Raw genomic sequence first — 13,728 nt, 5'->3', positions numbered from 1 at the left:
GGACTGTAAGGCTACCTAATAAGGGTTTTTGTGCACAGTACGAGCACACAATAATTATTACAAGAGATCAACCGATCATTACAACGATTGCTTAGTGATTATTTTCAGTTGATAGATTTCTTCCTTATAAATATTGGAATTTTTACTATTTTTTAAATTAATTATCATTTTAAACCTTTAATAAATGTTAAAAGGTCATTATTTAGCCGGTCTGAATGTGTGATGTATAGTCCATGCGGGGCATCTTTATACAAAATAAACCGGTTCTTGGGTAACAGCATTGCTGATTTTTGACCGGAGATTTCTACCCGGATTGATCGATCTTTATCACCGTGGATAATGAGTATAGGTACGGTGATGGACCGCATCTCCTCGCGAAAATCCGTTTCGATGATAATCTTATTACACTCAATCACTGCTTTTAGCGATGTCTGCAACATATCCCACCGGGTCCAGTCACCCATTGCGCAAGTATCAGCACGATTGAAGTACGGCAATTCATTCTGAATCAACCAAGTCGGGAAATCCCGTTTCCACGTGTCTCGCACCATGTCAGCAACTTCCTTGGGCACTCCGTTCGGGTTATCCTCTGTTTTCATCAAAAAAGGCACAATGGCAGCGACAAGCACGGCAAGGTCCACCCGATCGCTGCCATGACGTGTTAGATATCGAATCACTTCACCACCACCCATAGAATGACATACAAGCGTGACATTTCGAAGATTCAAGTATTCAATCAGTGCAGCGAGATCGTCTGCCAGGGTATCGAAGTCGTATCCGTTCCCCGAGTCATCGGAACGCCCATGACCACGTGATCAAAAAATCAGGACTGTGATCATGAGATTATTTCACTTTAAGTATAAAGATCTATATTTTCTTTTTAACACATAGGAATTAGGAAATCGAAAGCATCCGAAGCCTCATGTATTGAGAAACCTTCTTACGGCAGCTAAGAAGGCTGGTAAATAATCATCGTGAACAAAGTGTCCCGCACCTTCTATCATCACCAATTCGCAATTCGGGATAAGCTCAGAAACTTCTTGCATTTTGTTTTGAGGAGTTTTACTAGATCCACCACCTATAATAAGAGTCGGCATGGTAATGTCGGTAAGACGTGTCCACCATTCGGGTTCATTGTGTTGCCCTAGTATCGAGGGAATAACCAGCCAATCAAACGGTAGAGAATGAGACCGCCTGGAAGGAATTTCTTTTGGTTTATCTTCAAAAGGAGGAATAATGTCTTCAACAATCAAACGTTCTATTCTTGACGGATATGTTTCTGCGAATAGGTAGGATACTATTCCCCCCATTGAATGACCCATTAGTGTAAACTGCCCCAAATCCATGGCATTAGCAAAATGAAGCAAGTCCTCGCACATGAGTTCAATGGTGTATGTATTAGATCTCGCACTCCCACCGTGCCCCCGTTGATCTAAAGCTAAGACGTGGTATTTTTCTCCTAATACAGCCGCCGTTTTATCCCATGATTCTGAGCTTTCTCCTAACGCGTGAAGTGCAATAAGCGGCGGTGCTGAAGGTTTTCCACTCTCTCGATATTGAAAAGTGAGTCCATTCAATTCAATTTCATTTACCTTTGTTTCCATCTCGCTCATCTCCTAGGGTGGGCTTCGCCATTTTAAACCCGACTTATTTCATTTTCATACCTGCATATTTCATCGAAGGTGTGAGTATTGCCTGCGATCTACAACCAACCTGGCAACAAAGACCTTTTAAATTAAGAAGGGTTCATCTATTTTATAGTTAATATTTTCACTTACCTTTTTAGGCGGAACAAAATTCTTGAATGATCTGTTTTTTTATTTCTTCTATCGGAAACTCTTGTGGATAGGTAGATATCATGAACATAATACCTTGTAGGACGGATGAAAAATATAACGACCGTTTCCTTGGCTGCTTTACTCCCAGCCTTTCAAACATTTTACATTGTACTTCAAACATTCTAGCGTTTTCTTTAATAAGTAGTTTACTGTATTTAATCAACTCTTCGTCTGCCTCGGGCTGAGTTTGTAGGTGCAGATAGAATCGATGGACTTCTGGACTTTGATGGATATTATCAATCGCTCCTTCGATAATGTGTTTAAGTTGCTCACTAGGTGTCTCGCGAGCGGCAGCTCTCCGCTTTTGCATCATCAAGTAAATGGTTATTATTTTATTCCTCCAGGTGAATCCTTGAAACTGTGCCTGACGAAATGTAGCCTTCGTTTCCTGAAAGACTTCCTCCCACTGTCATAGCCATTCAGGATCTGAATGCATTTCGGTAATTAAATGGCAAGAAACTTTCATAGAGTCCTTTCATCTTAAAACGATAGTTGGATCCTTGAATTCAACCGTTTTCTAACATTCTCCGCAATGGCTTATATTTGTTTTCATAAAGGCCGCCATAAATGCGATGCTGTATATCATTGGGCCGTATGGTACGTTTTAAGTCAGTCCTTGTTTGTGACCCCGCATCTTCTAATGAGGAATAAATCCCTTCCCCAGTAGCCCCTACCAAAGCTGCTCCCCTCATTGCCGCTTCAGGTATCTTAGGAAGGATAAGGCCGATCTCTGATATATCCGCTTTCACTTGAATCCAGTGAGAATTATGAACTCCACCGCCTATCACAACCATTTCATTTACCAGTGTTTCCGTCGCGATTTCAGCTGCCTCACGGATCATCTCCATTTGATAGGCATTACCTTCTAACACCGCTTTTAAAAGATCAGACTTGTTATGTTTCCTCATAAGGCCTATAAAAGCGGCTGTCATATCTGGATTCGGATATGGCGCACCGCTGCCCGATAAATAAGGAAAATAAATAATACCGGTGGGATCATTAGGAGCTTTTTTTAATAGGCTATTGACCTCTTCATAGGTTAGCTTTCCCTCTCCAAGGATTTGCCGCAACCACTCAACAGAACCACCTGATGCCGAATGTCCGCTCATCCAGATGCCTATAATCGATAGAACCTTCGCATCACTCGAAGACATTATCGATGCACACAGTTATCTTGAAGCCGGAAATCATGTAGGAAAGATTGTTATTACAGTATCATAAGACTGGTATGTGTAGTCCTTGCATTAGTAGAGTTATGGATTGTAAAAATAATTTGCCGTCTTAACGTTTAAGTTATGGTTAATGAAAAAGTGAAAGGAAGGTGTTCTAGGTTATAACTAATACTAGTTACCTTTACCTTTTTCATTAGATCTAACGACATCAATTCTTCTTTTCTAAGCTTTTCCCTTATTAAATTTAAGATTTAAGACGAGTTTTTCCTGTTATTTCAGATGCAATGATTCGTATTCTCTTACTAACTTATAAAAATATTTTATAATTTCGCGAAGCCTAGAAGGCTCCGGCTGCTGAAAGGTTAGTTCGGATTACGTGCTTGTACGATTCGGAAGGCAAAAGGGAAAAAGACCAATCAAAGCAGGCGTTAGCCTGGTTCCCTTTTTTCTTTACTCTTGTGGCTCTTAATCTTCGTTTTTGTATATTCCGGATCGTTCGGTATGGCGGCGCCAGCCGTAAAGAGAGCAGGAACCTACGGCATGTAGGCTTCAGCCATACAGACCGTGGTTATCGCTCCCTTTAGTGCCGAAGCGACACATGCAGAATGACAGAAAGAGTTCTTTGCTTTCTGATCAGTCTGTTGTGCAACCGTCCGCGGATTCATTCCATTCTAATATTTCTTGGCGGTCCTCTTCTTCCTTTCCTGGTCTATATTGATTTCAATCGATTTTTTTCTTGTTCACAAAAGGCCTTTACCGTAGATCAATGCCAATATTTTTTACCATTACCTAAAGAGAGATCAGCTTCAGGTATTTTCCCTCGTTCATAATACAAGTTCTCTCCTGCGAAAAAGCTTTTTTGTCCATTTTAATTAGATAAAAAAGAGACCCTATCCGGTGAACTGCCGGCTAATAGAATCTCCCTGCATTTTTTATTTTGCCTTTCTTACGTTAAATTGATCTTCAAGCATGCTCCAGTTATGAGGGAACGGTTCACCAAGCACCCAATAGGCAATTCCACGAAGGTTATAATATTTTACCTGATTGAATTTTGCTTGAGCGCTTTCTTCGTTCTCAAACCAAACCACGTGTTTTTTACCTTTGTCGTCTGTGTAGTTAAAATATGGAGAATGAGCTTTGTTGTCGTATTTAATGTCTGCGCCTTCCTTGATGGCAAGTTCCGTGGCTTCCTGCGGAGCGATCCGTTTGGCGAAAGGATTGCCCTTCTTATATGGAAGTATCCAATCATAGCCATATAACGGAGCGCCCATAACGATTTTTTTGCGCGGGATGACCGAGGCAGCATAATCGATAACTTTGCGAACTTGCGGAACAGGAGAAACAGCCATCGGCGGACCTCCAGACCAACCCCATTCGTACGTCATTAAAATAACAAAGTCCGCAAGCTCCCCATGTCTTTTATAATCATGGGCACCGTGCCACGGTCCTGACTGTTCATCACTCGTTTTAGGTGCAAGCGCCGTTGAAGTGATAAATCCTTCCTTTTTCACTCTTGGCAAAATCGTTTCAAGGAATCCGTTGTATAAATCTCTGTCTTTAGCGCGGATGTGTTCAAAATCGATGTTGAGTGCTTTGTATCCTTTTGTTTTCATCGTTTGGATAACGTTTTTGATTAATCGCTCGGATACCGTTTTGTCCGTAAAGATTTTATGTGCTACGTCAGGAGAGAAATTCCCTTCTGTAAAATTGGTCAGCACAAGCATCGGAACGGCCCCTTGTTTCCTTGTAGCAGCCAGTGCCTGATCATCCTTGATGCCGATTAAATTACCGTCAGCTTTTACACGATAGCTGAAAAAAGCAACATATGATAAATGCCTGCCCACATCTTTAACTTCTTTGACAGCAGCCCGTTGGTCAACAGGCTCTAAAAAACCAATGGTCGTGATTTTTGTTTTTTTATGAATGGTCTGTGACGGTGTTATATCTTTTTGTTTGCTGCCATTGTATTTTACTTGCTGCAGCCTTGGGTGTTCTTTCCCTGTCTTGTCTGCATCAGCAGCACCTTGTTCTTGCCCCTTTATACTGCCGCAGCCTGCCAGGGTCAGCGTTAGGGCAAATGTTATTGCGAGAATTTTCTTCAAAGGTGTACCTCCTTTTTTCCTTATGCTTCCTTTCTGAAAAGGCGGATATACGAAGTTACAGGGAGCAATTTTTGGAAGGGGTCCAGCAAGTCCGGACAATCATACATCTTCTTTGTTTTTCAGCCGATTCTATACAGGGTCTTCAAAAATAGGTTGAATTGCGATACGCTTGAAAAAAGATGAGGAGAAACGAGGTGGGCAATGAATGAAATGGCCCTATATATGGATTGCAAGCGGTGCGGCTCTATGGGGAACAATAGGTATATTCATTAAGGAACTGTCTTCATTAGGGTTTACCCCGATTCAGATTGTAGTATTGCGTGCATTAGGAGCGGCCATTGCGTTTATCATCATCACGCTTTTTACGGACCGCTCATTGCTAAGGATAAAATTAAGAGATACTCATTATTTTATTGGGACCGGCTTGCTCAGTATCGCGTTTTTTAACTGGTGCTATTTTAAAGCGATGGAAGAAATGTCTCTGTCCGTTGCAGCCGTCTTGTTGTATACAGCACCTGCATTTGTACTGATCTTGTCGCGTATCTTTTTCAATGACTTGATCACAGGAAAGAAATTAACAGCTCTTGGTGTCACGTTCCTCGGCTGTCTGTTCGTTGTCGGCTACATGCCATCTGCTAAGGCAGGCATTACTTTGTCCGGGCTTCTTACGGGTTTAGGAGCTGGACTGGGTTATTCTTTGTACAGTATTTTTGGCAAAGCCGCATCTGCCAAATACCATACACTTACGATTACGACATTTACTTTTATTTTTGCAGGTCTGGCTCTGTTTCCTGTTAGCGGGCTGGCAACATCCATACATTTACTCGAGAATGGAAAAGTATTCCTTTATATTTCAGGACTTGGAATTATTCCGACTGTCTTCGCCTATATCCTTTACACCGTAGGACTCCGACAGGTTGAACCGAGCCGGGCTGCCATCGTTTCAACCATTGAGCCCGTTGTTGCTACACTCACCGGGTTCTTCCTTTTCAAGGAAGAACTGACTCTCTTGCAGACCATCGGTATTCTGCTGGTTATCTCAGCTGCAGTTCTTGTGCAGGACAAAAAAACATCGGCATCCCTTCATCAGAAGACCACCAACGTTTCATGAAAAAAGGCATAAAAAAGAGGCAGGATCCATTCCATTGAATGAATTCAGCCTCTTTTTCCCTTTATTTTTTCTTGGCCAGCCATTGAGCAACGTTCTCCGCTTCCTTGCCCTGGATTAATCCAGCAGGCATACCTCCACCTCCGTTTCTAATCTGCTTTAATATTTCCGCCTTGGTATGTTCTTTTCCGATGTCTTTCAAAGCCGGCCCCGTACCGCCTTCAAGATTGTTGCCGTGGCAGCTGGCACAGTTTTGTTTAAACGTTTTCTCCGCAGAAGCGGTATCCATTGAGCCTCCTTTTCCTCCTCCGCTGTCCCCGCCTGAGGAGCAGGCTGTTAGAGCCAGAACGATTCCTAAAACGAACGTAATCTTTTTTATCATGCAAATGACCTCCCAAGTAAAATAGATAAATATTCCATTACAACCACAGTTTCCACAACATTTAACGATTTAAACCTTTTTCCTGTTTAATTATCTTTTCTAGTGAAACTTCTCCATTTTGTTTACAATGATAGTATGACTACTACTTGAAATGAGGAATACAAACGATGAAGGCTTTAACATTTAATGAATTTGGGGGACCGGATGTCTTACAATATCAGGACGTTCCGAATCCAGTGCTGCAAAAGAATGAAATACTTGTTCGCATGAAAGCGATCGGGCTTAACTTTGCGGATGTGTACCGGAGGAAAGGGAACTATCACTTGAAGGGCACCCCTCCGTATATTGCCGGTTATGAAGGCGCTGGAATCGTGGAAAGGATCGGAGAAGGGGTAAATGGGGTGATGCCTGGAGATAGGGTGGCCTTTGCCGATGTACCGTATGCTAATGCTGAACTTGTCGCTGTACCGGAGGATCACCTGATTCCTTTGCCTGATGACATTTCATTTGAAACCGCGTCCTCTCTGCTGCTGCAAGGCTTAACAGCTCAATACCTGACTCGTGACAGCTATCCCGTAAAACCCGGAACACTTCTTGTTGTCCATGCTGCGGCAGGCGGTGTAGGCCAGCTTCTCATCCAAATTTCCAAGGCACTGGGCGGAACGGTAATTGGGCTGACATCTTCTGAGGCGAAGAAAGAAGCTGCTTTGTCCGCTGGAGCCGATCATGTTTTTCTTTATGATGAAGCCTGGAAGCGTAAAGTAAAAGAAGTTTCTCCTGAAAATAAAGGAGCAGATGTCATTTATGATTCTGTAGGCAGTACCCTTAAGGATAGCTTTGAAGCGGTAAGAATCGGCGGAACGGCTGTATTTTATGGAATGGCAGGCGGAGATCCACTGCCGGTTGATCCACGAATGCTGATGGACACTTCAAAAACACTGACAGGCGGTGATCTCTGGAATGTTATCACCTCCCATTCAGAAAGGGTGTCCAGGTCTCATCAGTTGTTTGATATGATTCGTTCGGGCTCTGTTAAGATACCAGAAACCACTTCATTTAAGCTTGAAGATGGTAAAGAAGCCCACCGTTTTCTGGAAAGCCGGAAAAGCACAGGAAAACTCCTGCTTATTCCTTAAATGTAAAAGCGAGTGGATCAATTTCGTTGATTCCACTCGCTTTTTAATATTTATATAAAAGATTCAATGCCTTCATCCGTTCTTTCGTCATGGATAGCAGCAATTGATTATTGAGTGTCTTTGCCATTTTGTAAGTTAGTCTTAGAAACTTTTCCAATCCTGATTTATATCCTTTCGTAAAAGCCAGTTCATCACATTTCGTTTCTGAATGCAGATCAATCCTCCCTTCCAAAACAGGATATTGCGAATGGCCGATCTCATGCCAAATGATAGCTTGCTTTATGTCCTGATCTTTGCAGAACAGCGAATAATCGTACACTACAATAAACCGGTCAAACTCGGGATCCAAGGAGGAAAAACACAATGTTAAAATTCTATTATCAATATTCCAAAGGCGGAGCCACTGTTCATTTTCCAGGCCAAAGGTCCTCATGATCTCTTGTTTATCCTCTATAATCGCTATACGCTCATGATATGTTTCTTCTTTTAAAACTTCACATAAACAGATCACAGCCATTTCTCCTTTTCTCTATCATTTCACCTCTCTCATTTAACTTATGTGACAACCTTTTTAAGTATTCTGCGAGATTTTTTTTCACACAGCAAAAAAGCATATTCTTCTCAGAATATGCTTTTTACTACTCTATCCTTTTGCAGCTGCTCTACTTTTTTGCGACAGGCAGCAAGATGGTTACTGTTGTTCCTTCATTTATTTTACTCGAGAATGTAATGGTTCCTTTATGATTTTCAATAATTTTCAAACTGACCATCAAACCGAGTCCAATTCCTTTTTCTTTATTGGAATAGAAGGGTTCTCCAAGGCGATTAAGCCTTTCTTCGCTTATTCCGATCCCTTCATCCTGGATGGTCAGGCAGACAAATTCTTCTTTTTGCATGGATGTTTTTATTTTAATCGTTCCGCCTTGTGACATCGCTTCAATCGCATTTTTGATCACATTAATCAGCACTTGTTTAATTTGGTTTCCTTCGCTTCGCACAAGAGGGAGATGTTCGGTAAGACATGGATCAAACTGGACATTGTTCAAGTTTGCCTCCGAATCCAGTAAAACGATGGTCTGCCGGATAAATTGATTGATGTCATTCCACTTATAGTCCATATCGCTGTGCGGCTTGGCAAGTATTAGAAATTCATTAATAATCGATTCAATGCGGTCCAGTTCTGAGAGGATAATCTCGCTTATGTGTTCTCTAATGTCTGGTTTGATCAGCTGAATAAAACCTTTAATGCTTGTTAACGGGTTTCGAATCTCATGAGCGATACCTGCTGCAAGTTCTCCTACAACAGCCAGCTTATCAGATTTCCGCAGCAGCTCTTCTTTATCTCTTAAATCGGTAATATCTTCTACAATTCCAGCTACCCTCCAGACCGCTCCCTGTTCATTGAAGATGGGAAAAGCTCTTGAGCGTACCCATCTTATTTCTCCATCCGGCTTGACAATCCGATACTCTATTTCATATTCAGTTTCTGGGACGGATTCAAATGTGTCAGATATCCGGTCCATATCATCTGGAAATACCGTATCGTAAAATGTTTTCCGCTTTTCAAAAATATCACTGACATCCAGTCCCCATAGTTTTTTAAAAGAAGGGCTTAAGTAAATATAATCGCATGTAGCTGAATCTCTCATCCAGAAGACATCATTCGCGTTTTCAGCAAATTGGCGGAAACGCTCTTCGCTCTCCAACAAACCAAGCTCCATCTGTTTTTGCTCGGTCACATCACGCGAGACGCCAACAATTCCATAGACATTTCCCTCGAAGGTTTTTAACGGGGAGATCAGTGCCTGATAATAAAATGTACTGCCCTCTCTTGACCTGATCCATTCAAAAAACTTGGAGGTTCCTGTTTTCAGAACCTCATAGCAGACTTCTTCATGTCCTGAAGATAACTCACCGAATACTTCGCGTATACTTCGGCCGATATAAAAATCTGGATTTATATTATGCTTCTTCATCCATTTTCCGTACATTCCAGTGTGAACCAGGTCCTTGTCGAGTGTAAATACCGTATCCTCCATAGAAGTTACGAGTGACCTGAACTTCTCTTCGCTTTTACGAAGAGCTTCTTCAATCTCTCCTTTACCTGTGATAGGAGTGATGGTAACTACTACTTGGCGAGGACTTCCTTTTTCAATATACAAAGGTTTGGTGCTTACAACATACCAGTTATATGACATTTTATCGGATAAAACGATACCTATGATCCTTTCCTTTACAGACTCGCCTGTCCTGAATGTAATTTGAGAAGGATAGCTGTAGAAATCAAGAGGAGACCCCGATTCATCCAGTGCCATAAATTTTGCGTTATCGTATGACTGCCCCTCCAAGTCAGCATCGGAAAGGCCCAGCATTTTACAGGCAGCTGAATTGATATGCTCGATCATCGCTGAGGATGAAAGGATGAGAATACCGCTTGCCACAGCATCAAAGAGGTTTTTAATATGTTCTGCATTATAGTTGTAAGAAACTGTTCCAGTGCTATTATCTATTATTTTCATAAAATCAACCTTAACTAAATTTATAAGATTTCTCTCTATTTTCCATCCATCATAGCATAATCTCTCTTTTACATAAATTGTCTTTATTCCTATTTTTTTAAAAAAGTGCTTAACAGCGCCTTTTTTTCGTAAAAGAGGTTCTTGTCCCTTTCTAGCAACACACGAAATGAATACAGTATCTCGAAAGGGGTGAAATAAATGCCAAGAAGAAGTGAATCCCAGCGCAGGAGAAGTGAATCCTCAAGAAGAAGTCGACGAAGCGAGTCCAGCTCAAGCTCATTAATAATGAGATTTGAATCATCTTCAAGCAGTTCCAGCAGCTCTAGCTCTAGCTCTAGCTCTAGCTCTAGCTCTAGCTCTAGCTCTAGCTCTAGCTCTAGCTCTAGCTCTAGCTCTAGCTCTAGCTCCAGCTCTAGCTCTAGCTCCAGCAGCAGTTCATCTAGAATGCCGTTTTCTGTACAGATGCCTGTACAAGGTGCTCAACAAAACCGGAACCGAAACCAGCGGCCGATCCAGGTCGTCCAGAACTGTAACTGCGGACGACAGTCCACTGAAAGCCCGGTGATGGGTGCAATGGAGAATAACCAGCAGCCTTCTCTAGCACGGCCTAGATGCCGTCGATTCTGCCAAAACGTATGCCGTTCCTTGTTTGGAAGGAACAGAGAACAGTGTATTGCAGATTGTTTGGCGTGCCGCGGCAACCAGGGCAATACCATGGGCAGCATGGACGACAATGATGATTGCAGTTGGAGGTCTTCCGGTCCAAGAGGCGATGTATTTAGTGTCCAAAGTGATATGAATGACGGACATTATTGGGATTATGAAGACTAAGGTCCAAGTGCTCCCATAATGAAAGACCCCTTGTCCCATAGTGGACAGGGGGTCTTTTACATATTCGGGATAAAACGTTATACACTAGGGAACTCTTTTATTAGAGATGGAGGTGGATGAATTGAAACAGTTTGATTTGGCGCAATTAACGAGTGAGCAAAAAGCTAAATTGGATCATATGGAGAAAGAATTGGATGTCGTACTCATTGCTTGGGACAAGCAGGGTAATACAGACAGCACACAGCAAAGCAATAATTTTGATATCTAAAAAACCCTTCAGCGAAGGGTTTTTCTTACGTTTTGTTCTTATTTATGCAAAAAACAAGGATCTTAAGCGGGCTAAAGATCACATGTACGCTCCACGGTATGAATCAGCTGCTTCAATAAGCCAATGGAAGGCTCAAGTGCCAATGAATAGAAGCGCTGTGTTCCTTTTTGCTCAATCGTCACCAGCTGTATGTCCCTCAAAATCTTCAAATGGTGAGAAATAGCCGGTCTTGATAAAGTAGAATGCTCTGTAATTTCATTGACCGTCAGCCGGTCATGCTGAGCAAGCAATAAAATAATATCTTGTCTTGCGGGATCACTTAATGCCTGCAAGAGCGGAATACAGGAACGAAAAACATCTATTGCCTGCTGTCCCATATCCATCCCCCTCTGCGTCTATTTGTTTAATCTCATAAACCTATATATGCTCATGATAGATAACTTCTTGTTCTTTTTCAAGTGGATCATGATTTTTCCTGGACATTTCTCACAGTTGCCGTTACCCACTTCCTCGGTATAAACCGGATGGAGTTAGCGAGCAGCCTGTTTTTAAAACCAGGGATCACGATGGATTTTCCTTTCATTAATCCTTCATAGCCAATGTTAGCTACACGTTCTACATCCATTACGCCGCTCTTAAAGAGCTTTGACTGTCCCAGATTTGCACGTGATTCAAAACCTGTTTTCGTTGGACCTGGACATAATGCCGTAACGGTCACCCCATTGCCCTTCATTTCATTTTCGAGAGCTTCTGAAAATGACAAAACACAGGCTTTTGTTGCATAATATACAGCCATTAAAGGTCCTGGCTGAAAAGCGGCCGTTGAAGCGACATTTAATATTTTCCCATTCCTCCTCTGCTTCATTCCCGGGAGGAATAATTTAGTTAGGGTCGTGAGTGCTTTTATATTAATGTCGATCATGGATAATTCATCCTGTAGATCCGTTTCCGTAAATTCTCCAAATAAGCCATATCCAGCGTTATTCACTAAAAAGTCGACTGTGATCTGCTGTTGCTGCAGTTCTTGAAATAATGCTTCTGCCTCACTGTACTTAGACAAGTCCTTTACATGTAATTAAGATATCTCGCCGTGTCAAGGAAGCGAAAATAAAATTGGTGCCAGGCACCGTGATTACACAAGTGTGTAAAGGCGGTGCCTGGCACCAATTCTTAAATTATTTGCAATGGAAAGTGACTGGCTGCATGTCAGGTTCAATTCGTTTGAACTGGTAGCCATTTTTCTGAAGATATTCCAGAAGCTTCGGAAGGCTCTCCAATGTTTCTTTTCGTTCGTGCATAAGAATTACGATAGGCTCTTTCCGATGAGCTATTTTCTTTAGTTGGTTTATGGAATTCTCCACATATTTCGGGCTTCGAAACGACCAGTCCATACTGTCGATCGTCCAATCCCACAGCTGGTAACCATGGTCTTTTACCGCTTTCTGATAAGGAGATTTCATATAAGGAGCGCTGCCATATGGAGTCCGGATGAGGACCGTTTTTTTGCCTGTCACCTTTTGCAGCGCTGCATTATCTTGATCCATCTCCTGGACCACGGTTTCTTTTGTTCGGTAAATCTTTTTTGGATCGTGGGTAACACCATGAAGCCCAAGAGCATGGCCTTCTTGATCCATCCGTTTAACCGCTTCCGGAAATCTTAAAATATTTGGTTCCAGCATAAAGAACGTTGCTTTGGCATTATAGCTGCTGAGCACGTCCATGAGGCCTCCGGATACATTGGATGGACCATCATCAAACGTTAAATAGACCGTTTTCGGCTCGGCGGCACCTTCTTTTTGTGGTGGTATAGATTTATGTATAGCAGGGTGCGAAATAGCTTTGGTTGGTTCTTTGTTCTCATTCCTAGGTGATATTTGAACAGATTTGTCTGCTGGTTGATGTTTTGCTGCAACCTTGTATTTCTCTTTTGGTGATTGTTCTGAAGCGGATGGCTGGGAAGGTGGCTGCCTGGTTGATTTCTTTTCCACCTCTGCAATCGAACTGGATGTTTTCACTTTTTTCAGGCTCTTATTCTCACTTGCAGTTTTTTGTTGTGATGTATGGGATGCCGAAGTTTTTGGAGAAAAGGATTTCTTCTGAGTTTCTTCTTTATGATACTGCCCAACCACGGCGGTTGCCTTTATTTTATTGACATGCCATGTTCCAAAAATCACAAACAAAGTAAATAATGACAAAACTAATACAACCGCAGCTTCTCTTTTGCCGGCCCTTTTTCTTGCTTCCCCTAAAGATCCTCTCACCGCTCCATCACCTTATCTTTACATAACTTTTATACTCTCTCAGTATAAAGGTTTTTTTGTAAGAAAAGGTAAAAAAATAGAAGAATTTATGAAAATAGTAAGAACTTCCTC

14 protein-coding genes and 2 pseudogenes are annotated in these 13,728 nt (G+C 42.0%); 5 read left to right on the top strand and 11 right to left on the bottom strand.

Annotation, left to right across the window (positions count from 1 at the left end):
- Positions 1-164: 164 nt before the first annotated feature.
- The 4 genes and pseudogenes from M1K46_RS20930 to M1K46_RS20915 form a co-directional block, all read right to left on the bottom strand.
- Positions 165-800, bottom strand: a pseudogene (locus M1K46_RS20930) (alpha/beta fold hydrolase); the annotation flags it as partial.
- A gap of 120 nt (positions 801-920) precedes the next feature.
- Complete coding sequence (locus M1K46_RS20925) at positions 921-1,604, bottom strand: alpha/beta fold hydrolase (protein ID WP_256227544.1); 684 nt, start codon at positions 1,602-1,604, stop codon at positions 921-923.
- Between the two features lie 178 nt (positions 1,605-1,782).
- Positions 1,783-2,133, bottom strand: a pseudogene (locus M1K46_RS20920) (TetR/AcrR family transcriptional regulator); the annotation flags it as partial.
- Between the two features lie 211 nt (positions 2,134-2,344).
- Positions 2,345-2,992, bottom strand: coding sequence for an FGGY-family carbohydrate kinase (locus M1K46_RS20915; RefSeq protein WP_256227543.1), 648 nt, complete (start codon positions 2,990-2,992; stop codon positions 2,345-2,347).
- Here M1K46_RS20915 and M1K46_RS25905 point away from each other — a divergent pair.
- Positions 2,952-3,059: a zinc-binding dehydrogenase gene (locus M1K46_RS25905; RefSeq protein ID WP_375162230.1), complete on the top strand. Its 108-nt coding sequence runs from the start codon at positions 2,952-2,954 to the stop codon at positions 3,057-3,059. The two genes, M1K46_RS20915 and M1K46_RS25905, sit on opposite strands and share 41 nt — an antisense overlap.
- An 883-nt stretch (positions 3,060-3,942) precedes the next feature.
- On the opposite strand, the gene M1K46_RS20910 is transcribed toward M1K46_RS25905, so the two are convergent.
- On the bottom strand, positions 3,943-5,112 hold the full coding sequence (locus tag M1K46_RS20910; protein WP_256227542.1) for a glycosyl hydrolase family 18 protein: 1,170 nt from the start codon (positions 5,110-5,112) through the stop codon (positions 3,943-3,945).
- A gap of 205 nt (positions 5,113-5,317) precedes the next feature.
- Between M1K46_RS20910 and M1K46_RS20905 the strand changes: the two genes are divergently transcribed.
- Positions 5,318-6,223 carry a DMT family transporter gene (locus tag M1K46_RS20905; protein WP_256227541.1) on the top strand — a complete coding sequence of 302 codons (906 nt, stop codon included), beginning with the start codon at positions 5,318-5,320 and terminating at the stop codon, positions 6,221-6,223.
- A gap of 61 nt (positions 6,224-6,284) precedes the next feature.
- On the opposite strand, the gene M1K46_RS20900 is transcribed toward M1K46_RS20905, so the two are convergent.
- Entirely contained in the window at positions 6,285-6,602 is a 318-nt protein-coding gene (locus tag M1K46_RS20900; protein ID WP_062233349.1) for a c-type cytochrome, read from the bottom strand.
- Between the two features lie 167 nt (positions 6,603-6,769).
- Here M1K46_RS20900 and M1K46_RS20895 point away from each other — a divergent pair, with 167 nt between their 5' ends.
- A complete protein-coding gene (locus M1K46_RS20895; RefSeq protein ID WP_053357376.1) occupies positions 6,770-7,738 on the top strand; it encodes a quinone oxidoreductase family protein in 969 nt (322 codons plus the stop codon).
- 43 nt (positions 7,739-7,781) lie between these two features.
- Here M1K46_RS20895 and M1K46_RS20890 read toward each other — a convergent pair whose 3' ends face one another.
- Positions 7,782-8,249, bottom strand: coding sequence for a hypothetical protein (locus M1K46_RS20890; RefSeq protein WP_256227540.1), 468 nt, complete (start codon positions 8,247-8,249; stop codon positions 7,782-7,784).
- Between the two features lie 151 nt (positions 8,250-8,400).
- Positions 8,401-10,257 carry a PAS domain-containing sensor histidine kinase gene (locus tag M1K46_RS20885; protein WP_256227539.1) on the bottom strand — a complete coding sequence of 619 codons (1,857 nt, stop codon included), beginning with the start codon at positions 10,255-10,257 and terminating at the stop codon, positions 8,401-8,403.
- Between the two features lie 444 nt (positions 10,258-10,701).
- Between M1K46_RS20885 and M1K46_RS20880 the strand changes: the two genes are divergently transcribed.
- Together M1K46_RS20880 and M1K46_RS20875 are read left to right on the top strand one after the other, a co-directional pair.
- On the top strand, positions 10,702-11,088 hold the full coding sequence (locus M1K46_RS20880) for a hypothetical protein (protein ID WP_256227538.1): 387 nt from the start codon (positions 10,702-10,704) through the stop codon (positions 11,086-11,088).
- 121 nt (positions 11,089-11,209) lie between these two features.
- A complete protein-coding gene (locus tag M1K46_RS20875) occupies positions 11,210-11,356 on the top strand; it encodes a hypothetical protein (protein ID WP_156418878.1) in 147 nt (48 codons plus the stop codon).
- 71 nt (positions 11,357-11,427) lie between these two features.
- Here the strand turns inward: M1K46_RS20875 and M1K46_RS20870 are convergent, their stop codons facing one another.
- The 3 genes from M1K46_RS20870 to M1K46_RS20860 form a co-directional block, all read right to left on the bottom strand.
- Positions 11,428-11,733 (bottom strand): ArsR/SmtB family transcription factor, encoded by a 306-nt coding sequence (locus M1K46_RS20870; protein WP_091003493.1) that lies wholly within the window; start codon positions 11,731-11,733, stop codon positions 11,428-11,430.
- Between the two features lie 86 nt (positions 11,734-11,819).
- Positions 11,820-12,416, bottom strand: coding sequence for an SDR family NAD(P)-dependent oxidoreductase (locus M1K46_RS20865; protein ID WP_256227537.1), 597 nt, complete (start codon positions 12,414-12,416; stop codon positions 11,820-11,822).
- Between the two features lie 115 nt (positions 12,417-12,531).
- Complete coding sequence (locus M1K46_RS20860) at positions 12,532-13,617, bottom strand: polysaccharide deacetylase family protein (protein WP_256227536.1); 1,086 nt, start codon at positions 13,615-13,617, stop codon at positions 12,532-12,534.
- Between the last annotated feature and the right edge of the window lie 111 nt (positions 13,618-13,728).

The sequence above is a fragment of the Fictibacillus sp. WQ 8-8 genome, assembly GCF_024494405.1.
Classification (GTDB): domain Bacteria; phylum Bacillota; class Bacilli; order Bacillales; family Fictibacillaceae; genus Fictibacillus_C; species Fictibacillus_C marinisediminis.
The sequence above is the reverse complement of the archived record's forward strand: the minus strand, read 5'-3'. Positions and strand labels throughout refer to the sequence as shown.

What these genes read in the sequence shown, in the direction of transcription:
- M1K46_RS20925 (WP_256227544.1), bottom strand. Translation starts at nt 1,604, where the DNA reads ATGGAAACAAAGGTAAATGAAATTGAATTGAATGGACTCACTTTTCAA.
- M1K46_RS25905 (WP_375162230.1), top strand. Translation starts at nt 2,952, where the DNA reads ATGCCTATAATCGATAGAACCTTCGCATCACTCGAAGACATTATCGAT.
- M1K46_RS20915 (WP_256227543.1), bottom strand. Translation starts at nt 2,992, where the DNA reads ATGTCTTCGAGTGATGCGAAGGTTCTATCGATTATAGGCATCTGGATG.
- M1K46_RS20905 (WP_256227541.1), top strand. Translation starts at nt 5,318, where the DNA reads ATGAAATGGCCCTATATATGGATTGCAAGCGGTGCGGCTCTATGGGGA.
- M1K46_RS20900 (WP_062233349.1), bottom strand. Translation starts at nt 6,602, where the DNA reads ATGATAAAAAAGATTACGTTCGTTTTAGGAATCGTTCTGGCTCTAACA.
- M1K46_RS20895 (WP_053357376.1), top strand. Translation starts at nt 6,770, where the DNA reads ATGAAGGCTTTAACATTTAATGAATTTGGGGGACCGGATGTCTTACAA.
- M1K46_RS20885 (WP_256227539.1), bottom strand. Translation starts at nt 10,257, where the DNA reads ATGAAAATAATAGATAATAGCACTGGAACAGTTTCTTACAACTATAAT.
- M1K46_RS20880 (WP_256227538.1), top strand. Translation starts at nt 10,702, where the DNA reads ATGCCGTTTTCTGTACAGATGCCTGTACAAGGTGCTCAACAAAACCGG.
- M1K46_RS20870 (WP_091003493.1), bottom strand. Translation starts at nt 11,733, where the DNA reads ATGGGACAGCAGGCAATAGATGTTTTTCGTTCCTGTATTCCGCTCTTG.